Origin of the sequence: Pseudomonas sp. GD03903 (assembly GCF_029840045.1) — a bacterium.
Classification (GTDB): Bacteria; Pseudomonadota; Gammaproteobacteria; order Pseudomonadales; family Pseudomonadaceae; genus Pseudomonas; species Pseudomonas pseudonitroreducens.
This window is the reverse complement of record NZ_JAOCBT010000001.1, coordinates 225,391-249,175: the sequence shown is the minus strand read 5'-3', so window position 1 is coordinate 249,175 and position 23,785 is coordinate 225,391. Positions and strand designations below refer to the sequence as shown.

The 23,785-nt window shown below is 63.4% G+C and carries 18 protein-coding genes; 16 read left to right on the top strand and 2 right to left on the bottom strand.

Going from position 1 to position 23,785, the window contains the following annotated elements; all coding sequences use genetic code 11:
- Positions 1-23: 23 nt before the first annotated feature.
- The 14 genes from N5C91_RS01140 (at position 24) to N5C91_RS01075 (ending at position 19,927) form a co-directional block, all read left to right on the top strand.
- A complete protein-coding gene (locus tag N5C91_RS01140; RefSeq protein WP_279827090.1) occupies positions 24-995 on the top strand; it encodes a glycosyltransferase family 2 protein in 972 nt (323 codons plus the stop codon).
- 4 nt (positions 996-999) lie between these two features.
- Positions 1,000-2,058, top strand: a complete 1,059-nt coding sequence (rfbB, locus tag N5C91_RS01135; protein WP_236199172.1) for a dTDP-glucose 4,6-dehydratase — start codon at positions 1,000-1,002, stop codon at positions 2,056-2,058.
- A complete protein-coding gene (rfbD, locus tag N5C91_RS01130) occupies positions 2,055-2,960 on the top strand; it encodes a dTDP-4-dehydrorhamnose reductase (protein WP_279827088.1) in 906 nt (301 codons plus the stop codon). Before rfbB ends, rfbD begins: the two co-directional genes overlap by 4 nt.
- On the top strand, positions 2,957-3,838 hold the full coding sequence (rfbA, locus tag N5C91_RS01125) for a glucose-1-phosphate thymidylyltransferase RfbA (protein ID WP_279827085.1): 882 nt from the start codon (positions 2,957-2,959) through the stop codon (positions 3,836-3,838). The genes rfbD and rfbA overlap by 4 nt, the downstream gene beginning before the upstream one ends.
- On the top strand, positions 3,838-4,383 hold the full coding sequence (gene rfbC / locus N5C91_RS01120) for a dTDP-4-dehydrorhamnose 3,5-epimerase (protein ID WP_236199175.1): 546 nt from the start codon (positions 3,838-3,840) through the stop codon (positions 4,381-4,383). The genes rfbA and rfbC overlap by 1 nt, the downstream gene beginning before the upstream one ends.
- 64 nt (positions 4,384-4,447) lie before the next feature.
- Positions 4,448-8,422 carry a rhamnan synthesis F family protein gene (locus N5C91_RS01115; protein WP_279827083.1) on the top strand — a complete coding sequence of 1,325 codons (3,975 nt, stop codon included), beginning with the start codon at positions 4,448-4,450 and terminating at the stop codon, positions 8,420-8,422.
- Positions 8,423-8,441: 19 nt separating this feature from the next.
- Complete coding sequence (gene cysC, locus N5C91_RS01110) at positions 8,442-9,053, top strand: adenylyl-sulfate kinase (protein ID WP_236199177.1); 612 nt, start codon at positions 8,442-8,444, stop codon at positions 9,051-9,053.
- A 48-nt stretch (positions 9,054-9,101) separates the two neighbouring features.
- Entirely contained in the window at positions 9,102-10,901 is a 1,800-nt protein-coding gene (locus tag N5C91_RS01105) for a sensor histidine kinase (protein ID WP_236199178.1), read from the top strand.
- Positions 10,898-12,292: a sigma-54 dependent transcriptional regulator gene (locus N5C91_RS01100; RefSeq protein WP_279827081.1), complete on the top strand. Its 1,395-nt coding sequence runs from the start codon at positions 10,898-10,900 to the stop codon at positions 12,290-12,292. Before N5C91_RS01105 ends, N5C91_RS01100 begins: the two co-directional genes overlap by 4 nt.
- A gap of 586 nt (positions 12,293-12,878) precedes the next feature.
- Entirely contained in the window at positions 12,879-14,330 is a 1,452-nt protein-coding gene (gene arcD, locus N5C91_RS01095) for an arginine-ornithine antiporter (RefSeq protein ID WP_233297491.1), read from the top strand.
- A 16-nt stretch (positions 14,331-14,346) separates the two neighbouring features.
- The gene (arcA, locus tag N5C91_RS01090) at positions 14,347-15,603 is read left to right on the top strand and encodes an arginine deiminase (protein WP_045215707.1); all 1,257 of its coding nucleotides are present in this window, start codon (positions 14,347-14,349) and stop codon (positions 15,601-15,603) included.
- 141 nt (positions 15,604-15,744) lie between these two features.
- Positions 15,745-16,755, top strand: a complete 1,011-nt coding sequence (locus N5C91_RS01085; protein WP_045215705.1) for an ornithine carbamoyltransferase — start codon at positions 15,745-15,747, stop codon at positions 16,753-16,755.
- Positions 16,756-16,827: 72 nt separating this feature from the next.
- On the top strand, positions 16,828-17,760 hold the full coding sequence (gene arcC, locus N5C91_RS01080; RefSeq protein ID WP_054908066.1) for a carbamate kinase: 933 nt from the start codon (positions 16,828-16,830) through the stop codon (positions 17,758-17,760).
- Between the two features lie 268 nt (positions 17,761-18,028).
- Positions 18,029-19,927, top strand: a complete 1,899-nt coding sequence (locus tag N5C91_RS01075; protein WP_279827074.1) for a beta-ketoacyl synthase — start codon at positions 18,029-18,031, stop codon at positions 19,925-19,927.
- Positions 19,928-20,163: 236 nt separating this feature from the next.
- On the opposite strand, the gene N5C91_RS01070 is transcribed toward N5C91_RS01075, so the two are convergent.
- Positions 20,164-20,988, bottom strand: coding sequence for an HDOD domain-containing protein (locus tag N5C91_RS01070; RefSeq protein WP_236199286.1), 825 nt, complete (start codon positions 20,986-20,988; stop codon positions 20,164-20,166).
- A gap of 192 nt (positions 20,989-21,180) precedes the next feature.
- On the opposite strand from N5C91_RS01070, the gene N5C91_RS01065 reads away from it, so the two are divergent.
- Both N5C91_RS01065 and N5C91_RS01060 read left to right on the top strand, forming a co-directional pair.
- Positions 21,181-21,720: a type 1 glutamine amidotransferase gene (locus N5C91_RS01065; RefSeq protein WP_279827072.1), complete on the top strand. Its 540-nt coding sequence runs from the start codon at positions 21,181-21,183 to the stop codon at positions 21,718-21,720.
- Between the two features lie 87 nt (positions 21,721-21,807).
- Positions 21,808-23,004 carry a class I SAM-dependent rRNA methyltransferase gene (locus N5C91_RS01060; RefSeq protein WP_279827071.1) on the top strand — a complete coding sequence of 399 codons (1,197 nt, stop codon included), beginning with the start codon at positions 21,808-21,810 and terminating at the stop codon, positions 23,002-23,004.
- Between the two features lie 234 nt (positions 23,005-23,238).
- Here N5C91_RS01060 and N5C91_RS01055 read toward each other — a convergent pair whose 3' ends face one another.
- Positions 23,239-23,553: a hypothetical protein gene (locus N5C91_RS01055; protein ID WP_279827070.1), complete on the bottom strand. Its 315-nt coding sequence runs from the start codon at positions 23,551-23,553 to the stop codon at positions 23,239-23,241.
- Positions 23,554-23,785 lie beyond the last annotated feature (232 nt).

Genomic DNA, 23,785 nt, shown 5'->3' with positions numbered 1-23,785 from the left:
AATAAAAAGTAGGGGATCCCGCTTTGGAAAGACAGTTTTCTGCGCTTGCCATGCCTTTTGCGAACCCCAACCGCGTGGCCAGGATCGCCATTCTCCTGTCGACCTACAATGGTGCTGCCTATCTCAGCGAGCAGTTGGAGTCGCTTCTCTCCCAGACAGTGAAGAACTGGGTGATACACGCCTCGGACGATGGTTCGAACGACGCCACGCTGGAAATTCTGTTCCAGTTCCAGCGAAGAGTCGGTGCAGATCGTTTCCATATCCATGCGGGGCCGCGCCAGGGATTCGCCGCGAACTTCCTTTCTGCGCTCAAACGCACCAAAGGCCAGGCCGAGTACTTCGCCTTCTGCGACCAGGACGACCTTTGGGAGCCGGACAAGCTCGAGCGCGGCCTGCAGTGGGCATCGTCCCAGCCGCCAGACAGCCCTCTTCTTTATTGCTCGCGCACCCGCCTGATCGACTCCAGCGGGCAGTGCATCGGCTACTCGCCGCTGTTCCGCCGGGCACCCAGCTTCGCCAACGCCCTGGTGCAAAGCATCGCGGGCGGCAACACCATGCTGTTCAACAGCGTGACTGCAGAGCTGCTCTGTCGCACTCCGCGCCACACACCCATCATCTCCCACGACTGGTGGGCATATATCCTGGTGACCGGTTGCGGCGGGTGCGTGAACTACGACGAGCATCCGGCAATCAACTACCGCCAACACGGCAATAACCTGATAGGCTCAAACTCCAGCGTCAGAGACCGATTTGTTCGTCTCCAACGCATGCTGAAAGGGACGTTCCGACACTGGAACGACGTGAACCTGGAGGCCGTCTCCCATTTCAGGGAGCACCTGACCCACGAGAACCAGCAGATCCTCGAGTTGTTCGGCAGCGCGCGCCGTGCGCCGCTGCATCGCAAGCTGTCGCTGATCAGTCAGTCAGGGGTTTATCGACAAACGCTTCCCGGCAACCTCGGTCTGGTTGCCGCATCGCTTATTCAGAGGCTGTGACCCAATGACGATCCTCGTAACAGGCAGCGCCGGCTTCATCGGCGCCAACTTCGTGCTCGACTGGCTGGGGGTTCAGGACGAAACCGTCGTCAGCCTGGACAAGCTGACCTATGCGGGCAATCGCGAAAACCTGGCGAGCGTGGATGGCGATGCACGCCATCATTTTGTGCACGGCGATATCGGTGATACGCAGCTGGTAGCGGCCCTGCTGCAGCAATATCAGCCTCGCGCCGTGCTGAACTTCGCGGCCGAGTCCCACGTGGATCGCTCGATTCTCGGCCCGGAAGACTTCATCCAGACCAACGTGGTCGGAACATTCCACCTGCTTGAAGCAGTGCGCGCCTACTGGAGTGCGCTGGACGAGCAGCGCAAGAGCGAATTCCGCTTCCTCCACGTATCCACCGACGAAGTCTATGGCTCCCTGGAGGCCAACGCTCCGGCGTTCACCGAACAGCACCCCTACCAGCCCAACAGCCCGTACTCGGCATCCAAGGCGGCGTCCGACCATCTGGTGCGCGCCTACCATCACACCTACGGCTTGCCGGTGCTGACCACCAATTGCTCGAACAACTACGGCCCGTACCACTTCCCCGAGAAGCTGATCCCACTGGTAATCCGTAATGCACTGGCCGGCGAAACACTGCCGATCTACGGTGATGGCCAGCAGATCCGCGACTGGCTGTACGTCAAGGATCACTGCAGCGCCATTCGCCGCGTGCTGGAGGCGGGCCAGGTGGGCGAGACGTACAACGTCGGTGGCTGGAACGAAAAAGCCAACCTGGAAGTCGTGCACCGCATCTGCGACACCCTCGACCAGGAGTCGCCCCGTGCAGACGGTCGCAGTTACCGCGAGCAGATCAGCTTCGTGAAGGATCGCCCCGGCCACGACCGCCGCTACGCCATCGATGCTTCCCGCCTGGAACGCGAACTGGGCTGGAAGCCGGCCGAAACCTTTGAAAGCGGTATTGCCAAGACCGTTCGCTGGTACCTGGACAATCAGGCCTGGGTCGAGAACGTCGCCAGTGGTGCCTATCGGGAGTGGCTGAGCCAGCAGTACGCATGAACGATATCCTGATCCTGGGCGCCAACGGCCAGGTTGGCTGGGAGTTGCAGCGCTCGCTGGCCCCCCTCGGCCGACTGCTCGTCTGTGACCGCCAGCGTGGCGATCTGGAAGACCTCGATGGCCTGCGAGCCATGATCCTCCAGCAACGGCCGGCGATCATCGTCAATGCCGCTGCCTACACGGCGGTGGACAAGGCCGAATCCGACCCGGAGCGCGCGCAGCAGGTGAACGCCGCGGCCGTCGGCCTGCTCGCCAAGCTGGCCGGCGAACTCGATGCCTGGCTGGTGCACTACTCCACGGACTATGTATTCGATGGCCAGGGCGACCGCCCATTCCGTGAAGATCACCCGACCGCGCCACTCAACGTTTATGGCCGGACCAAGCTGGCCGGTGAGCAGGCGATCCGTGAAAGCGGCTGCCGCCACCTGATTTTCCGCACGAGCTGGGTCTATGCGACTCGCGGCGCCAATTTCGCCAAGACCATGCTGCGCCTGGCCGGCGACCGCGACGAGCTGCGCGTGGTTGCCGATCAGGTCGGCGCTCCGACCAGCGCCGAACTGATTGCCGATGTGACCGCCCAGGCGCTCTCTACCCTGCGCCAGCATCCACAGGCGGAGCAGCTGACGGGGATTTATCACCTGGCCGCGGGGGGCGAAACCAGCTGGCACGGTTTCGCGCGTTTCGTCATCGCGGAAGCGACGAACCTGGGCATGTCCCTGCGCACGCCCGCCGAGCGGGTACTGCCAATTACCACGCAGGAATATCCGCTGCCTGCCGTCCGGCCTGCGAACTCCAGGCTCGACACGACACGACTCAGAGAGACTTTCGGCCTCACCTTGCCGGACTGGCAGTTCCACGTCCGGCGCATGCTGGTCGAACTGATTGGAAACAAGGCTACATGAAACGCAAAGGCATCATTCTCGCCGGCGGCTCCGGCACCCGGCTGCATCCGGCCACGCTGTCGGTATCCAAGCAATTGCTGCCGGTCTACGACAAACCGATGATCTACTACCCGCTGAGCACCCTGATGCTCGCGGGCATCAGGGAAATCCTGATCATCTCCACCCCACAGGACACGCCGCGCTTCCAGCAATTGCTGGGCGATGGCAAACGCTGGGGCGTGGAGTTGCAGTACGCGGTACAGGAGTCTCCCGACGGTCTGGCGCAAGCCTTCCTGATCGGCGAGGAGTTCATTGGTGACAACCTCAGCGCCCTGGTACTCGGCGACAACATCTACCACGGCCATGACTTCCAGGAACTGCTGGTCAGCGCCATGCAGCGCGATAGCGGCGCCAGCGTATTCGCCTATCACGTGCACGACCCGGAGCGTTACGGCGTTGTGGAGTTCGACAGCCAGGGCAAGGCGATCAGCCTGGAAGAAAAACCGACCGCGCCAAAGTCCAACTACGCAGTGACCGGCCTGTATTTCTACGACAAACACGTGGTCGAGATCGCCAAGAGCATTCGCCCGTCGGCTCGCGGCGAGCTGGAGATCACCGACGTCAACCGTGCCTACCTGGAGCGCGGCGAGCTGTCGGTCGAGATCATGGGGCGCGGCTATGCCTGGCTCGACACCGGCACCCACGAATCGCTTCTGGAGGCCAGCCAGTTCATTGCCACCCTGGAAAACCGCCAGGGCCTCAAGGTCGCCTGCCCCGAGGAAATCGCCTTCCGCCAGGGCTGGATCAGCGCCGAAGAGCTGCAACGCCTGGCCGCGCCGCTCGCCAAGAGCGGGTACGGCCTCTACCTCCAACGCCTTCTGACGCAAACGGTCTACTGATGAAAGTCACTCCGCTGGCGATTCCCGATGTACTGCTGCTGGAGCCACAGGTTTTTGGCGACAGTCGCGGATTCTTCTTCGAAAGCTTCAATCAAAAGAAATTCGAGCAGGCCGTGGGACATCCGGTCGACTTCGTCCAGGACAACCATTCCCGCTCGGCCCGCAACGTCCTCCGCGGCCTGCATTACCAGATTCGCCAGGCACAGGGAAAACTCGTTCGCGTGGTTCAGGGCGAGGTATTCGACGTAGCGGTCGACCTGCGCCGTGGCTCTCCTACCTTCGGTCGCTGGGTCGGCCAGATGCTGAGCGCCGAGAACAAGCTGCAAATGTGGGTTCCCGAGGGTTTTGCCCACGGCTTCGTGGTCACCAGCGAGAGCGCCGAGTTTCTCTACAAGACCACCGACTTCTGGGCGCCCGAGCACGAGCGCTGCATCGCCTGGAATGATCCGCAGCTGGCCATCGAGTGGCCATTGCAGGGCGAGCCCGAGCTGTCCGGCAAGGACCGCCAGGGCGTCGCTCTGGGAGAGGCCGAGCTCTTCTCGTGACCGACGGCCGCCTGCCTGAGGCGGCCAAGATCGACCATAACTACAAGAACGACGGAGATTCAGTGTGCAAGAGCGTCAACGAGCCATAGTCGTTCTCGGCATGCACCGCAGCGGTACCAGTGCGATTGCCAGGGGGCTCACGACACTGGGCGTGGAGTTGGGCGATAACCTGATGCCAGCGGCGCAGAGCAATAATGAGCGCGGTTTCTGGGAAGATCAGGAAATCGTCGACATCAACACCGATGTCCTCGAGGAACTCGGACACACCTGGCACTCGCTCAAGCCATTGAGTGCGGAGGGGCTAGCCAGTTTCGAAGGTTCCGCACTGCAGAAGCGAGCGCTGGATTACCTTCGCGAGTTCTTCGGCCAGGCCCCGCTCTTCGGCCTGAAGGACCCACGCATCTCCCTGCTGCTGCCCTTCTGGCTGCGCGTCTTCGAGTTGGCCGGTATCGAACCGGCCTTCATCCTCAGCCTGCGCCACCCCCTGAGCGTGGCCAGCTCGCTGCACAAACGCGACGGTTTCAGCGAAGCCAAGGGGCTTTACCTCTGGCTCGACTACATGCTGCAGGGGCTGCTGCACAGCCGCGGCCAGCAGGCCGCCGTACTCAGCTACGACCGCCTGATGAGTGCGCCGGCCGAGCAGATACGGCGACTGGCCACGCAACTGAACCTGCCGGCTCCTGCGCAATCGGAACTCAGCGAGTACATCGAGAAGTTCCTCAGTGCCGATCTGCAGCACAGCCGTTTCTCCCGCGACGGTAATCAGCTGGTCGAGCGTGCTCCTGGCGAAGTCGTCGAATGCTTTGAACTGCTGCATCGCCTGGCCGACGACGAACTGGCCCTCGGCAGCCCCGAAGCCCTGCAGCAGATCGAGCGGCTGAGTGAACATTGCCGAGCGCTACGCCCCACACTGGAGGCCCTGCACCAGCAGGACTGCCTGCACCTCGCGGCGCTCCAGGAATCGCGCGCCACCATCGACAGCCTGCAGTTCGTGATTGCCAAACAGAATCTGGAGCTGGAAGACGCGCAACAGCGGCTGAACGATATTGCCCGCCTCACCGCCAACCTGGAGCACAGCGAATCGCTCCTGGCCAGCGCCCGTGGATCGCTGGACGAGATTCAGCGCTCGGTCTCCTGGACGCTGACCAAGCCCGTGCGTTTTGCCTCGCGCATGGCCCGCGGCCGACGCGGGGAAGCGCTGGTCAGCCTGCGCAACTACCTGCACCAGATCGGACGCTCGATCTACTGGCGCATCCCGGCCGCGCAGCGCGAAAGGCTACTGCTGACTGCCTATCGCCGCTTCGGCTTCGCGTTCCAGGGACTGGGCCATTACGAACGCTGGAAGCGCCAGCTCGACCAGCAGGCGCAGCCGCCGGCACACTGGCCCACTGAGCTGACGGATATCTATCAGGTCGCTCCGTGCGAGGCGCTGGATGGCCGCATCGCCATTCACCTGCACATGTACTACTGCGATCTGGCCGAGGAATTCCGCGGCTACCTGAGTCACATGCCGTTCCCCTACGACCTGTACGTTTCGGTCAAGGACGAGGTGGGGCTGCGAGCCTGCAAGGCAACCTTCGCCAACCTGCCCCACCAGGGCTCCCTGCAGGTCGAGATCGTCCCCAACCGTGGCCGGGACATCGCTCCCATGTTCTGCCAGTTTGGCGAAGCACTGAAGCAGTACGATTATCTGCTGCACCTGCACAGCAAGAAATCGCTGTTCAACAACGGCGCCACCGATGGCTGGCGCGAGTACCTGTGCCAGAGCCTGGCCGGCAGCGAGCGGCAGATCCGCGCGATCTTCGAGCTGTTGTCGTCGCGCCAGGCCGGCATCGTCTATCCACAGAACTTCGAACGCCTCCACTACGTGGCCAACACCTGGCTGGCCAACCGCGCCATGGGCCACCAATGGTGCCAGCGCCTGGGTATCACCGACATCCCGGAGAGCTATTTCCACTTCCCCGCCGGCAGCATGTTCTGGGCCTCGCGCGAAGCACTGGCGCCGCTGTTTGAAGCCGGCATCAGCCTGGACGACTTCGCCGAAGAGGCCGGACAGACCGATGGCACGTTCGCCCACTGCCTGGAGCGCCTGCTGGTGCTGACCAGCCGCAGCCAGGGCCTGCCTCCCGCCATCCTGCGCTGCCAGCACACGAACTCCTGGTCGGCCTGGCGCTTCGACACCTACCTGGCGCGCAACGAGCAGGACCTGCAACGGCAGATTTCCAACCCCACCATCAAGACAGTCGCCTTCGACATCTTCGATACCCTGCTGCTGCGCCCGCTGCTCGATCCGGAGTCGATCAAGCGCCTGACGGCCCAGCGCGTCGACAAGGGCACTGCGGAAAAATACCTGCGCTATCGGGCCATCGCGGAGGCTCGCGCCAGGGAGAAAGCCGGCCGCGACATCACCACCGCGGAAATCTTCGATGAACTGGGCCGCCTGGCCGGCATCGAGAAAGGTACCCTCCTGGCCCTGCGCCAGCGCGAGGAAGAGACCGAGTTCGCCTGTGTCACTCCGCGCCCCGACAGCATCGCACTGCTGCGCTATGCCAAGCGCCTGGGCAAACGTGTCGTGCTGCTCAGCGACATGTTCCTGCCACAGCCGGTGATCACCGCCATGCTGCAGAAGTCCAGCATCCTGCAGTGGGACAAGCTGTACATCTCCGGAGAAGTCGGAGTACGCAAGGATACCGGACAGCTCTACGAGCTGGCCCTGCGCGAGGAGCAATTGCTGCCGGAACAGATGCTCATGATTGGCGACAACGAGCGCTCCGACGTACAGATCCCCGGTGACATGGGTCTGGACCTGCTGCATGTGCTCAAACCGGTAGACCTCGCGCGCGGCCTGCCGCACTGGAGCCGCCTGGTGGAAAGCATCCGCGGTCGTGACGACCTCAGCGCCGAACTGGCACTGGGCCTGCTGCTGCGCCGCAACTTCGCCAAGATCGCCTTTGGCACCTTCCGCCCGGCGGCCTTCTCCCAGGGCTCGGCGGAGTTGCTTGGATACAACGTGGTCGGACCGCTGCTCACCCACTTCGTGACCTGGCTACGCGAGCGCGCCGAGCGCGATGGCACCGAGCGCCTCTACTTCCTCTCCCGCGAAGGCAAACTGCTCAAGGCGGCCTTCGATCTGTGGGAGGAACGCGAGCCTGGCACGGCCTCAGCACACTACCTGGTGCTGTCGCGCCGGGCAGTCAGCGTTCCGCGTCTAGGTGATTTCGACGACATTCTGACCCTCGCCCGGCCCAACTACTTCTCCGGCACTCTGGAAAATCTGCTCGCCGCTCGCTTCGGTGTCGTTCTCGACGACGTCGAGCTGCACGACCTGGAAGCACGAGGTCTGTGGAATGCCGGGCGGTTGCTCGATATCGGCAACAACGACGTCAGCCATATCGAGCCGGTGCTGCGCCATCTGATGCCACGCATTCTCGCCCAGGCCGAACTCGAGGCCCCGGCACTGCAACGCTATCTGGAAGAATCCGGGCTGACCGACGAAGGCAAACTGGCCGTCGTCGATGTCGGCTACTCCGGCACCATCCAGCGCCACCTGAACGCCTGGCTGGAAAGACCGATCAACGGCTACTACATGGTCACCGACGAACTGGTCGATACTTTCGCTGGTCACTATGGGGTGATCGCTGACGGATGCTTCTCCGACCGCGTATCCCGTGCTACCCGTGGCAACTGCAGCCTGTTCGACCAGAACTTCCTGCTCGAGCAACTGCTCAGCGCCGACGACGCCCAGGTCAATCATTACCAGCTGGAAGACGACGGCAGCCTGGCTGCCCGGTTCCAGGATCTGGGCGATGAAGAGTTGGCCGCGCGGGATATCCGCCAGCAGATCCAGGGCGGGGCGCTGGCGTACCTGCGGGACGTACTGGACATCCGAGCGACCCTGCACGCAGATTTCCTGCCGCCGCGCGACCTGGCCAAGGACATCTGGGCGACCTTCAGCGTCAGCCCCGATGAAGAAGAACGTAAGCTGCTCAAGCAACTGGTGCTGGACGACCACTACTGTGGCCGCGGACTGGTCAGTTGAGCGAGCCAGAAAGGAACCCATGCAGAACATGAGCACCAACCAGAATATCCGCTGGCACACTGGCCGTCTGAGCGCCGAAGAACGTGCCACCCGCATGCGCCAGAAGCCGGCGACCCTGTGGCTGACCGGGCTGAGCGGCTCGGGCAAGTCCACCCTGGCCTTCGCCCTCGAATACACCCTGCACGAGCTGGGCTACTCCGCCGTTGTGCTCGACGGCGACAACGTCCGCCATGGCCTGTGCAAGGACCTGGGATTCAGCCATGAAGACCGCACCGAGAACATCCGCCGGGTCGCGGAAGTGGCGAACCTGATGAACGATGCCGGGCTGATCGTCATCACCTCCTTCATCTCGCCCTTCCGCGAAGACCGCGAGCAGGCGCGGCAAATCATTGGTGAGGAGCGTTTCCGCGAGATCCACCTGAGCACCGAACTCAGCGTCTGCGAAGAGCGCGATCCCAAGGGGCTGTACAAGAAAGCGCGAGCCGGCAAGCTGCCGGACTTCACCGGCATCGGCTCGCCCTACGAAGCGCCGCTGGAGCCCTTCGAACGTATCGACACCGACCACCTCAGCCTGGAGGAAAGCGTGGCGCGGCTGATGAAACTCCTGCAGTTGCAGCCCATCGTGCGCTGATCGGTGTAGCATCGGCGGCGGAAACAACCGTATGCGACGTACGCCGCCTTGAACCCACACCTCACCCGCTGGCGATCCCTGGCCCTGCTGGCGCTGCTGATCGCCCCGCTGCTCTGGCCTCTGCACTACTTCGCCGAGCGCTACTACAGCCAGCAACTGGCCGAACAGAACCAGCAGACGCTCGACCTCTACGTCGCCAACCTGCTGGGCACGTTGCGTCGCTACGAAGACCTGCCGCCCATCCTCGGCGAACTGCCCACCCTGCGCGCCGCCCTGCAGGCGCCCGATAGCCTGGCGGCACAGAACGCCGCCAACCTCGAGTTGCAACGCATCCGCGGGCGTACCGGCGCGGACGTCATCTACCTGATCCAGGCCGACGGCATGACCCATGCTGCGTCCAACTGGGACCAGGCAGACAGCTTCGTCGGCCGCAACTTCGCCTTCCGCCCCTACTACAAGGAAGCGACCCAGGGCCGCCAGGGCCGTTTCTTTGGCCTGGGAACCACCTCCAAGCGACGTGGCTACTACTTCGCCAGCGACGTGCGTGACGGCGGCAAACTGCTCGGCGTGCTGGTGGTGAAGGTCGACCTGGAGCACATGGAGCAGCTCTGGGGAAATACGCCGGAGCAATTGCTGGTCATGGACTCCAACGGCGTTGTCATCCTCTCCTCAAGCAATGCGTGGCGCTTCCACACCGGCAAGGAGCTCTCGCCTGCCAAGCAACGGGAGATCGCCGAGAACATTCCCTATCCGGTGCTTCACCCGGCGCCCCTGAAGATCGACCAGCGCCGCTGGATCAGCCAGAGCCGCCATCTGCCGGAGACCGGCTGGACGGTAAGCATCTACACCCCGCGCACTCAGGTCGACGCACCCGTGCGCAGCGTCGTGCTGATCGGTGCCGCGACCCTGGTCACATTGCTCCTGCTGCTCTCCCTGCTGACTATCAGCCGCCGCCACTACCTGGAGAGGATCGCGCTCGAAGCCCAGGCCAAGCACGAACTGGAACTGCGCGTGCAGGAGCGCACCCAGGAGCTGGAAGGAGCCAATACGCGGCTGCTGGAAGAGATCAGCAACCGCGAGCAGGCGCAACGCGAGCTCATGCACGCCCAGGACGAAGTGGTGCAGGCCGGCAAGCTCACAGCCCTGGGCACCATGTCTGCAAGCATCAGCCACGAGCTCAATCAGCCACTGGCGGCAATCCGCAGCTACGCCGACAACGCCCGCGTGCTGCTCGACCACGAGCGCTACGACGACGCCCGTGGCAACCTGCAGCAGATCGGCGAACTGACCGGGCGCATGGCCTCGATCATCGGCCACCTCAAGGCCTACGCGCGCGGAGCTCGCCGTGCGCCGGAGAACGTCGCCCTGCAGCCGGCAATCAACGACGCCCTGGCGCTGGTCGCCCAACGCCGCCAGGCGATGAACGTGGAACTGCTGCGCGACCTGCCGGATGCGGCGATCTGGGTGCAGGCGGGCGAGACACGGCTGCGGCAGATCCTCTCCAACCTGATCTCCAACGCCCTCGATGCCCTGACCGAGAAGGGCCTGCCCCGGCGAATCTGGCTGACCGCCGAGCAGACGCCGGAACGCATCATCCTGTCCCTGCGCGACAACGGCCCCGGGTTCTCCGAGGAGGCCCTGGCCCACGCCCGCGAGCCGTTCTTCACCACCAAGACCAGCGCAAAAGGCCTGGGCCTGGGCCTGGCCATCTGCGACACCCTGCTGCGCACGCTGGGCGGACATCTTGAATTGGGCAATCACCCCGAGGGCGGCGCTCTCGTACAATTGCACCTGTTGCCGGGTATCCCCGGCGTGACCCTGACGCCGCAAGAGGAAACCCGCGCATGAGTTTGGCCGAGCCGTTCGACTCCACCACCCAGGTGCTGCTGATCGATGACGATGCGCACCTGCGCCAGGCGCTCTGCCAGACCCTCGACCTCGCCGGCTTCAAGGTGGTTGCCCTGGGCGATGCGCGGCAGATCGACCCGCAACAGGCACGCGACTGGCCGGGCGTGATCGTCAGCGACATCCGCATGCCGGGCATCGATGGCCTGCAACTGCTGGAGCAACTGCACGCGCAGGATTCCGGACTGCCGGTGATCCTGATCACCGGCCATGGCGATGTACCGCTCGCCGTGCAGGCCATGCGCTCGGGCGCCTACGACTTCCTCGAGAAACCTTTCCCCAGCGATGCACTGCTGGACAGTGTGCGTCGCGCACTGGACGTACGCCGACTGGTGCTGGAAAACCGCAGCCTGCGCATGGCCCTGACCGAACAGAAGGAAGTCCGCGGGCGTCTGGTCGGACAGTCGGCGCCCATGCAGCGCTTGCAGCAGCAGGTCGCGTCGCTCGCGGCAATCCAGGCGGACGTGCTGGTCCTGGGTGAGACCGGCTCGGGCAAGGAAGTGGTCGCACGCGCCCTGCATGACCTGTCGAGCCGCCGCAACGGCCCCTTCGTCGCCATCAACGCCGGCGCACTGGCCGAGTCGGTGGTGGAGAGCGAGTTGTTCGGCCATGAGCAGGGCGCTTTCACTGGCGCGCAGAAGCGCCGTATCGGCAAGTTCGAGTTCGCCAACGGCGGCACACTGTTCCTCGACGAGATCGAGAGCATGAGCCTGGACGTGCAGGTCAAGCTGTTGCGCCTGTTGCAGGAGCGCACCGTCGAACGCCTGGGCTCCAACCAGCTCATCCCCCTGGATATCCGCATCATCGCGGCGACCAAGGAAGACCTGCGCCTGGCCTCCGATGAAGGCCGTTTCCGTGCCGACCTCTACTACCGCCTGAATGTCGCCAGCCTGCGCATCCCACCGCTGCGCGAGCGCGGCGATGACATCCTTATTCTGTTTCAGCACTTTTCCGAACGTGGCGCGGAACGCCATGGCCTGGCCGCTCGCCCCCTGGATTCGGCGCAACGTGCGCAACTGCTGGCACATGGCTGGCCGGGCAATGTCCGCGAGCTGCAGAACGCCGCGGAGCGCTATGCGCTCGGCCTGGACCTGGGGCTGGATGACAGCCATGGCCAGGCCATGGCCATTGCGCCCGGCGCAGGCCTGAACGAGCAGGTGGAGTCGTTCGAGCGCTCGCTGATCGCCGCGGAGATGAGCCGAACGCACAACTCCCTGCGCAGCCTTGCCGAAGCACTCGGCCTGCCGCGCAAGACACTGCATGACAAGTTGCGCAAGCACGGCCTGCTGTTTTCCGGCAGTGGCGGAAATTCCGCCGATGACGCCGACGGCTGAGCAGAAATCCGCCGATCGCTTCGACTGCGACCAAGGGCGAACAGCGTTGCAGAGCGCTCTGGCGTAGTCTCCGGCTCTGGCACACACCTTGCTCTGCGACACGGGTGCGATTGCCTTGCGCATCACATCTCGCGACGTGCTCGCCACGCCGCGCCCGCCAGGCCACGAACCCGGCGGTGTCCTTCGGGCTTCTTGCCATCTCGCGCCTTCGCTTCGACAGGCGCACCGCCGGGTGCAGTGATCCTGCCCCGGCCAATTCCCTCCTCGCAGATCCTCGTTCAGGACATTCCTACATAGCGGTCCTGCGCCTGCCAACACCTCGGAATCCAGCGCTACCGCGCGCCCTGCGCGGGTCCGCAAATTCGGCTGCCATTCTGCGGTCATGAAAGCGCGCTCAAATCTTCACGAAATCCCCTCTAAATCGGGCGCTAATGCAAAACCTCTCCTATGGTTTATCCGGGGTGGGCAGAGCAGGAAGTACTGCCCAATACATTGGATAGCAAGCTATTGACCTGAATCAGGGGCGAGCCCCGGGGACAAGCGCCTAATAGCTTCACTCTCCAACTTCCTATAGGGAGATTCTTAAATGTCGCAAGAAAGCAGCCAAAAACTACGACTCGGCGCGCTGACAGCGCTGGTCGTAGGATCCATGATCGGCGGGGGCATTTTCTCCCTTCCGCAAAACATGGCGGCCAGTGCAGACGTCGGCGCCATCCTCATCGGCTGGGCCATCACCGCGGTCGGCATGCTGACCCTGGCCTTCGTCTTCCAGACCCTGGCCAACCGCAAACCCCAACTTGACGGCGGTGTGTACGCCTACGCCAAGGCCGGTTTCGGTGACTACATGGGCTTCTCCTCGGCCTGGGGTTACTGGATCAGCGCCTGGCTCGGCAACGTCGGTTACTTCCTTCTGCTGTTCAGCACCCTGGGCTACTTCTTCCCGATCTTCGGCAAGGGTGACACCGTCGCGGCGATCGTCTGCGCGTCGATCCTCTTGTGGGCCCTGCACTTCCTGGTGCTGCGCGGGATCAAGGAAGCGGCGTTCATCAACACCATCACCACGGTGGCGAAGATCGTCCCGCTGTTCCTGTTCATCCTGATCTGCCTGTTCGCCTTCAAGCTGGACATCTTCACCGCCGACATCTGGGGCAAGAGCAATCCTGACCTGGGCAGCGTGATGAACCAGGTGCGCAACATGATGCTGGTCACCGTGTGGGTGTTCATCGGCATCGAAGGCGCGAGCATCTTCTCCTCCCGTGCGGAAAAACGCTCGGACGTCGGTAAAGCTACCGTGATCGGCTTCATCACCGTCCTGCTGCTGCTGGTACTGGTGAACGTGCTGTCCATGGGCGTGATGACCCAGCCGGAACTGGCCAAGCTGCAGAACCCGTCGATGGCGCTGGTGCTGGAGCACGTGGTCGGTCACTGGGGCGCTGTCCTGATCAGCGTCGGTCTGCTGATCTCCCTGCTGGGTGCCCTGCTCTCCTGGGTACTGTTGTGCGCCGAGATCATGTTCGCCGCCGCCAAGGACCACACCATGCCGGAGTTCCTCCGCAAGGAGAACGCCAACCAGGTGCCGGCCAACGCCCTGTGGCTGACCAACATCTGCGTGCAGGTCTTCCTGGTCATCGTGTTCTTCACCTCCGGCAGCGCCGATGGTGGCATGGACCCGTACACCAAGATGCTGCTGCTGGCCACCTCGATGATCCTGATCCCGTACTTCTGGTCCGCGGCCTACGGCCTGCTGCTGGCAGTCAAGGGCGAGACCTACGAGACCGACTCGGCCGACCGCACCAAAGACCTGATCATCGCCGGTATCTCGGTTCTCTACGCGGTGTGGCTGATCTACGCAGGCGGTCTGAAATACCTGCTGCTGTCGGCGCTGCTCTACGCGCCCGGCGTCATCCTCTTCGCCAAAGCGAAACATGAAGTGGGTCAACCCATCTTCACCAATGTCGAGAAGCTCATCTTCGCAGTAGTCGTGATCGGTGCACTGATCGCGGCCTATGGCCTCTACGACGGCTTCCTCACTCTGTAACTCCTGGAGACATCTCATGAGCACGGAAAAAACCAAACTTGGCGTCCATTCTGAAGCTGGCAAACTACGCAAAGTGATGGTCTGCTCGCCCGGACTCGCCCACCAACGCCTGACCCCGAGCAACTGCGACGAGTTGCTGTTCGACGACGTTATCTGGGTGAACCAGGCGAAGCGTGACCACTTCGACTTCGTCACCAAGATGCGCGAGCGTGGCATCGACGTCCTCGAAATGCACAACCTGCTGACCGAGACCGTCCAGAATCCCGAAGCCCTCAAGTGGATCCTCGATCGCAAGATCACCAACGACAGCGTTGGCGTCGGCCTGACCCAGGAACTGCGTGGCTGGCTGGAAAGCCTGGAGCCCCGCAAGCTGGCTGAATTCCTCATTGGTGGCGTGGCCTCCGATGACATCCCGGAAAGCGAAGGCGCGAAAGCGCTGAAGATGTACCGCGACTACCTCGGCCACTCCAGCTTCCTGCTGCCGCCGCTGCCCAACACCCAGTTCACTCGTGACACCACCTGCTGGATCTACGGCGGTGTGACCCTGAACCCGATGTACTGGCCGGCGCGACGTCAGGAAACCCTGCTGACCACCGCGATCTACAAGTTCCACCCGGAATTCACCAACGCCGAATTCGAAGTCTGGTACGGCGATCCGGACAAGGACCACGGCATGTCCACCCTCGAAGGCGGCGACGTCATGCCCATCGGCAACGGTGTCGTGCTGATCGGTATGGGTGAGCGCTCCTCCCGCCAGGCCATCGGCCAGGTCGCCCAGGCACTGTTCGCCAAGGGCGCTGCCGAGAAAGTCATCGTCGCCGGCCTGCCGAAGTCCCGCGCCGCGATGCACCTGGACACCGTCTTCACCTTCTGCGACCGCGACCTGGTCACTGTCTTCCCGGAAGTGGTGAAAGAGATCGTTGCCTTCACCCTGCGCCCGGACGAGAAGAGCCCCTACGGCATCAACGTCCAGCGCGAAGACAAGGACTTCATGACCGTCGTCGCCGAGAGCCTGGGCCTGAAGAAACTGCGCGTCGTCGAAACCGGCGGCAACAGCTTCGCCGCCGAGCGCGAGCAGTGGGACGACGGCAACAACGTGGTCTGCCTGGAACCGGGCGTGGTGGTTGGTTATGACCGCAACACCTACACCAACACCCTGCTGCGCAAGGCCGGTGTGGAAGTCATCACCATCAGCGCCGGCGAACTGGGCCGGGGCCGTGGCGGCGGTCACTGCATGACCTGCCCGATCATCCGTGACCCGATCGACTATTGATCCGCGGTCACACCAGGAACGCAATTACCTCCAACAGAGCGCATTGATCTGAAAAAGGCGGCCCTAGCCGGGGCCGCCTGCCCCGCCAGCCACGAGCTGTACTGACGAGGCCTAGCTTTCCATCCCACAAGGAGAACGAACATGGCTTTCAATATGCACAACCGCAACCTGCTCAGCCTGATGCACCACAGCACTCGCGAGTTGCGCTATCTGCTCGACCTGTCCCGCGACCTCAAGCGCGCCAAGTACACCGGTACCGAGCAGCAACACCTCAAAGGCAACAACATTGCGCTGATCTTCGAAAAGACCTCGACCCGCACCCGTTGTGCCTTCGAAGTCGCCGCCTATGACCAGGGCGCCAACGTCACCTACATCGACCCGAACTCCTCGCAGATCGGCCACAAGGAATCGATGAAGGACACCGCCCGCGTTCTGGGTCGCATGTACGACGCCATCGAGTACCGTGGCTTCAAGCAGGAGATCGTCGAGGAGCTGGCCAAGTTCGCCGGTGTTCCGGTGTTCAACGGCCTCACCGACGAGTACCACCCGACCCAGATGCTGGCCGACGTGCTGACCATGCGTGAGCACAGCGACAAGCCGCTGCACGACATCAGCTACGCCTACCTGGGTGACGCCCGCAACAACATGGGTAACTCCCTGCTGCTGATCGGCGCCAAGCTCGGCATGGACGTGCGTATCGCCGCACCGAAGGAACTCTGGCCGACCGACGAACACGTCGCCGCCTGCAAGAAATTCGCTGAAGAAAGCGGTGCGCGCATCACCATCACCGAAGACCCGAAAGTGGCAGTCAAGGGCGTGGACTTCATCCACACTGACGTCTGGGTTTCCATGGGTGAGCCGGTGGAAGCCTGGGGCGAACGCATCAACGAGCTGCTGCCGTATCAGGTCAACATGGACATGATGAAAGCTGCCGGCAATCCGCGCGTGAAGTTCATGCACTGCCTGCCCGCCTTCCACAACAGCGAGACCAAGGTCGGCAAGGAAATCGCCGCCAAGTACCCGAACCTGAAGAACGGCATCGAAGTCACCGAAGACGTCTTCGAATCCCCGTACAACATTGCCTTCGAGCAAGCGGAAAACCGCATGCACACCATCAAGGCAATCCTCGTATCGACCCTCGCCGACATGTAATGCCGGGCCGCCCCGGGGCCGCGTTGAAGCGCAGGCCCCGGGCGCGTTTCCACTCTTTCGGAGGTACTGAATATGCGTATCGTCGTCGCATTGGGCGGTAATGCCCTGCTGCGTCGTGGCGAGCCCATGACTGCTGACAATCAACGCTTGAACGTTCGGATCGCCGCCGAACAGATTTCCAAGGTCGCTCCCGGCAACGAGCTGGTGATCGCCCACGGCAACGGCCCGCAGGTCGGCCTCCTGGCCCTGCAGGGCGCTGCCTACGACAAGGTTGCACCCTATCCGCTGGATGTCCTCGGCGCCGAGACCGAAGGCATGATCGGCTACATGATCGAACAGGAAATGGGCAACCTGCTGCCGTTCGAAGTACCGTTCGCCACCATCCTCACCCAGGTCGAAGTCGACGCCAAGGACCCGGCCTTCCAGAACCCGACCAAGCCCATCGGCCCGGTCTACTCCAAGGAAGAGGCAGAAGCCCTCGCCAAGGAGAAGGGCTGGAGCATCGCCCCGGACGGCGACAAGTTCCGCCGCGTGGTCGCCAGCCCGCGTCCGAAGCGCATCTTCGAGATCCGCCCAGTCAAGTGGCTGCTGGAGAAAGGCACCATCGTCATCTGCGCAGGCGGCGGCGGCATCCCGACCATGTACGACGAATCCGGCAAGAAACTCTCCGGCGTCGAAGCGGTGATCGACAAGGACCTCTGCTCCTCGCTGCTGGCCCAGGAGCTGTCGGCTGACATCCTGATCATCGCCACCGACGTGGACGCCGCCTACATCGACTGGGGCAAACCGACCCAGAAAGGCATCGCCCAGGCCCACCCGGACGAACTGGAACGCCTCGGCTTCGCCGCCGGCTCCATGGGTCCGAAGGTCATGGCGGCCATCGAGTTCGCCCGCGCCACCGGTAAAGATGCAGTGATCGGCTCGCTGGAAAACATCGTCGCTATCACCAAAGGCGAATCCGGCACCCGCGTCAGCACCAAAAAGGCTGGCATCGAGTACCGTTAAGCCCTGCCCTCAGCAAAGGCAATATCGAAACGGGAGCCCGGAACGGCTCCCGTTTTCGTTCAGAGTCCCCTGAGCGATCTGCCTGGAAACTCGTCGCCTTCTTCCGACAATTCCTGGCGCGAGCGTGACTCGGCGGTCATGATCCTCGTCAGCTAAAGCATTCGAATCACTAGAAGCCACCGCCTGGCTTTGTGCCACCGGGCCGCGCCTCCATGCGCAACTGGCGCCCAGTCGCACAAGATGCACTTGCTGAAGGAGTTTCCGAGAGATGTCTCGACTACCGGTCATCGTTGGTTTTGGTGGATATAACGCGGCTGGCCGCAGTTCCTTCCACCATGGGTTCCGCCGCACCGTCCTCGAATCCATGGAGCCCGCCGCCCGCCAGGAAACCCTCGCCGGCCTCGCGGTGATGATGAAGCTGGTCAAGGTCGTCGACGGCCAATACCAGGATGCCGACGGCAACGCCCTAGATCTGGCTGCCATCGAGCAACGTTTCGAGCAGCAGATTCGCCAGTCCACCCTGATCCGCCGCATCGAGCTGCAATACCTCGACGTCGACGCCGCGCATTGCCACAAGAGCCTGACCGTCAATGCCGCCGGCAACCCGGTGAGCTTCAGCACCCTGCGCAAGCAACTGCCCGAGCCACTGCCGGCCAACTGGTCGGTGGAAGAGCTCGAAGGCGGTGAAGTTCGCGTCACCCTGCACGACAGCTGCGAATTCAAGGTCGACAGCTACCGTGCGCTGCCGGTGAAATCCGCCGGCCAACTGCCCACCGGCTTCGAGCCGGGCGAGTTGTACAACTCGCGCTTCCACCCACGCGGCCTGCAGATGTCCGTGGTCGCCGCCACCGACGCCGTGCGCTCCACCGGCATCGATTGGCAGACCATCTGCAACGCGGTGCAACCCGACGAAATCGCCGTATTCTCCAGCAGCATCATGAGCCAGCTGGACGAGAACGGCTTCGGCGGCCTGCTGCAATCGCGCCTGCGCGGCCACCGCGTGTCGGCCAAGCAGCTGCCGCTGGGCTTCAACAGCATGCCCACCGACTTCATCAACGCCTACGTGCTCGGCAGTGTCGGCATGACCGGCAGCGTCACCGGCGCCTGCGCGACTTTCCTGTACAACCTGCAGAAAGGCATCGACGTCATCACCACCGGCCAGGCCCGCGTGGCCATCGTCGGCAACGCCGAGGCGCCGATCACCTCGGAAATCATCGAGGGCTACGCCGCCATGGGCGCGCTGGCCACCGAGGAAGGCCTGCGCCTGATCGAAGGCCGCGACGACGTCGACTTCCGCCGCGCCAGCCGCCCGTTCGGCGACAACTGCGGTTTCTCCCTGGCGGAGTCCGCGCAGTACGTGGTGTTGATGGACGACGCCCTGGCCCTGGAGCTGGGCGCCGATATCCATGGTTCGGTGCCGGACGTGTTCATCAACGCCGACGGCTTCAAGAAGTCCATTTCCGCTCCCGGCCCGGGCAACTACCTGACCATGGCCAAGGCCGTGGCCGCCGCCGCGCAGATCGTTGGCGAGAAAAGCGTGCGCCAGCACAGCTTCGTCCACGCCCACGGCTCCAGTACCCCGGCCAACCGCGTGACCGAGTCGGAAATCCTCGACCGCGTCGCCACCGCCTTCGGCATCGAAGGCTGGCCGGTCACCGCAGTGAAAGCCTTCGTCGGCCACTCCCTGGCCACCGCCAGCGCCGACCAGTTGATCTCTGCCCTGGGCACCTTCCGCTACGGTGTGATTCCCGGCATCAAGACCGTCGACAAGTTCGCCGACGATGTCTTCAAGGATCACATCGCCCTGTCCAACAGCGATGTGCGCCGCGACGACCTGGAAGTCTGCTTCATCAATTCCAAGGGCTTCGGCGGCAACAACGCCACCGGTGTGCTGCTGTCCCCGGCCGTCACCGAGAAGATGCTGCGCAAGCGCCACGGCGATGCGGCCTTCAACGACTACCAGGCACGCCGCGAAGCCACCCGCGCCGCCGCCCGCCAGTACGACGAAGCCGCGACCCAGGGCCGTTTCGACATCATCTACAACTTCGGCAACGACATGATCGACGAGCAGGCCATCGAGATCAGCGACCGGGGCATCCAGGTCCCCGGCTTCAGCCAGACCATCGCCTACAAGAAGGACGAGCGTTTCAGCGACATGATCGACTGATCACCGACGTTGAACGAAAAAGCCGGGCAGATGCCCGGCTTTTTCATGCCTGACGAGTCACAGGGCGTGTCGGTAAATGTGTAGGAGCGAGCTCGCTCGCGAACCGCTCAACGCCGTCGTCGTCGGGAAAATTCGTTCGCGAGCAAGCTCGCTCCTACAGGGACACCTGGAGGTCCGACCGGCCGAGTAGGAGCGGATTTATCCGCGATCGCTACCCGCCGCTTCGGGGCGCCAGATCAGTAAGTTCCCTGCCCCACACCCAGTTCGAGAATGCTGCCCTTGAGGTTCTCGAAGTCGTACTCGGTGAGGCCGACGTAGTCCAGTACCAGCGCGCGCACGCTCTCCCATTCGTGGTCCTCGTCCTGGTTGCCCAGTACGCGGTAGGAGCCGCAGATGTGCTCGGCCATCTTGAGGATCGCCAGCAGGTTCTTCAGCTGGGTATCGCGGGAGTTGTCGTCACTGAAGATCGACAGCGCGTTGTGATGGTTGGCGATCGCTTCGCAGACGTGCTCCGGCAAGCGCCAGGAGCGCGCGGTGAAGTAGCCGACCACCGCGTGGTTGGTGTTCAGCACGCGGTTCTCGGTATCCACCACCCGACGCTCGTCGCTCGCGCTGGCATAGGCCTCCTCCAGCACCGCCATGTAGTGCGGGAAGCGCTTGAGCATCAGCGGGATGCCGCAGTTGTGGAACAACCCCAGCGCATAGGCCTCGTCCACCGATTCGTAGCCGATGCGCTTGGCCAGGGTCAGGCAACTCATGGCGACGTCCTGGGCGGTGTCCCAGAAGCGGTTGAGAGTGACGATGGTGGCGTCGGTCATCTCGCCCTTGATCGACTGGGCGTTGATCAGGTTGATCACCGAGCGGCTGCCCAGCAGGTTCACCGCGCGCTGGATCGAGGTGATGCGATTGGCCAGGCCGAAGAACGGTGAATTCACCAGTTTCAGCAGTGCACCGGACAGCCCCGGGTCCTGGCTGATCAGCTTGGCGATCGCCTTCAGGTCGGGGTTGGGCATGAACTGCTCCATCTGCAGGTCAACCATGATCTGCGGCTGTGGCGGCACGCTGATGCCCTGCAGGGCCTGACGGATCTGTTCGGCGGAGAGTTCTTGGGACATGGGGCGCGCTGTGAAAAGTTGACGGGGCGCACAGTTTACCCAGAGCCGAGGCTTCTGGAACGTCTGCTTTTGATTGAACTTTCATCGGCAGCTGTGTCGGAACCTTTACACCCAAGCGGAAGAAATGGGAGACAAGCCATGAGCCAGACACTCAAAGGCAAGACCATTGCCATCCTGGTCACCGACGGCTTCGAGCAGGTCGAACTGACCGGCCCGCGCGAGGCGCTCGAGGAGGCCGGCGCCAAGGTGAAAATCCTCTCCGACAGTACCGACAAGGTACGCGGCTGGCACCACGACAAGCCGGCGGACAACTTCAAGGTCGACGGCACCTTCGAGACCGCCCGCATCGATGACTATGACGCGGTGCTGCTGCCCGGCGGCGTGATCAACGCCGACCAGATCCGCAACCTGCCCAAGGCCCAGGAAATCGTGCAGAAGGCCGCCGGGGCCGACAAACCCATCGCCGTGATCTGCCATGGCGCCTGGCTGCTGGTATCGGCCGGGCTGGTGAGGGGCAAGACCCTGACCAGCTGGAACTCGCTCAAGGACGACATCAACAATGCCGGCGGCCACTGGGTCGACCGCCAGGTGGTCAAGGACGGCCTGCTGATCAGCAGCCGCAAGCCCGATGATATCCCCGCCTTCAACAAACAGCTGATCGAAACCCTGGCCGCCTGAACGCCGCCGATCAAAAGCCCGTGCGCCGCGCTCCGGCGGCGCACGTCGCTGCGCTATAATCCCGCTCTTTTGCCGGAGCCCTTCCCCATGACCCTGCCCAGCCTGCGTCTGAAAGCCAACGCCGAGCGCCGCCTGCGCGCCGGCCACCTGTGGGTCTACAGCAATGAGGTGGACGTCGCCGCCACCCCGCTGAACGGATTCGGCGCCGGCGAACAGGCCATCCTCGAAATGGCCAACGGCAAGCCGCTGGGCATCGTCGCGATGAGCCCGAACAACCTCATCTGTGCCCGCCTGATCTCCCGCGATACCAAGCACGTTCTCGACAAATCCCTGCTGGTTCACCGCCTGAACGTGGCCCTGAGCCTGCGTGAGCGCCTGTTCGACAAGCCGTTCTACCGCCTCGTCTATGGTGACGCCGACCTGCTGCCGGGCCTGGTGGTCGACCGTTTCGGCGACGTGCTGGTAGTCCAGCTCGCCTCGGCGACCATGGAGAAGCACCGCGACGACGTCCTCGCCGCCCTGCTGCAGGTGCTCAAGCCCAGCGCCGTGCTGTGGAAGAACGACTCCAGCGCCCGCGATGCCGAAGGCCTTGAGCGCTACGTCGAGAACGCCTACGGCGAAGTCCCGGAATGGGTCGGCCTGGAAGAGAACGGCGTGAAGTTCGAAGCCCCGGTATTGGCTGGCCAGAAGACCGGCTGGTTCTACGACCACCGCATGAACCGCGCGCGCCTGCAGCCCTATGTGCAGGGCAAGCGCGTGCTCGACCTGTTCAGCTACATCGGCGGCTGGGGCATCCAGGCGGCGGCCTTCGGCGCCAGCGAAGTGATGTGCGTCGACGCCTCCGGCTTCGCCCTGGATGGCGTCGAGCGCAACGCCACCCTCAACGGCCTGGCCGAGAAAGTCGCCTGCGTGGAAGGTGACGTGTTCGATGCCCTGCGCGAACTGAAGGCCGCCGACGAACGCTTCGATGTGATCGTTGCCGACCCGCCCGCCTTCATCAAGCGCAAGAAGGACCTGAAGAACGGCGAGGCCGCCTACCGCCGCCTCAACGAACAGGCCATGCGCCTGCTGTCCAAGGACGGCGTGCTGGTCAGCGCCTCCTGCTCGATGCACCTGCCCGAGGACGACCTGCAGAACATCCTGCTGGGCAGCGCCCGCCACCTGGACCGCAACATCCAGCTGCTCGAGCGCGGCGGCCAGGGCCCGGACCATCCGGTCCACCTGGCAATCCCGGAAACCCGCTACATCAAGAGCCTGACCGTGCGCCTGCTGCCCAACGGCTAAGACGGTTCAGCCCGAAAACGGGGCGCCTCCAGATAGAAGGCGCCCCGTTTTTCGTTTCAACGGCGGACGGCGGATAACGCTTGAGGCGTTATGCACCCTACGACCGGCAACGCTGCATCATTTCAGTAAAGTAGGGCGCGTAAAGCGGAACGCTTTATCCGCCGGCTCCATCCACGAGTCGGCGGATAACACCAGGGGCGTTATGCGCCCTACGAGATAAGGTCCCTCACCCCCTTACTTCACCGGCATCAGCGAATCCGCTTCGCTGATCACCGCCTTGCCGGTGCTGCGCTGGAACAGGCACAGCTCGCGGCCCTGCTTGCCCTGCATATGTTTCTGCGGGTAGCGACCGCCGATCATCAGTGCCGTATAGCCGACGCTATCGTCGAACAACACCGGCGCGCCCAGCACCTTCTTGTTCTGCAGATGGCTCAGCGCCAGGCAGGCCTCGCGCTGCTGCTTGTCCTGCGCCTGCCAGGCCGCGTCGGACGAGGCCTGCACGCTACCAACGCAGAGCGCGGCCAGTAGGGCGACGGAGATGACTTTCATGGGGTTGCTCCTTCAACGAACGGGATCGAAAAGCCTCAATGGCCATTCTGACCACGCCAGCGCGGCGAAAGTCTATGGCCCGCGCCGACCGCCAGCCTTTCCCTGGCGGCAAGGGCCGGCGTAGAATCCGGCTCATTCCTGCCATTTATCCCCCGGCGGGCCTGTGAGCCCCGGCCGAGCAGGCGGTGACCCCGCCACGCCCCGCGCCGACCTCGCCCATGCAAGGCCATCT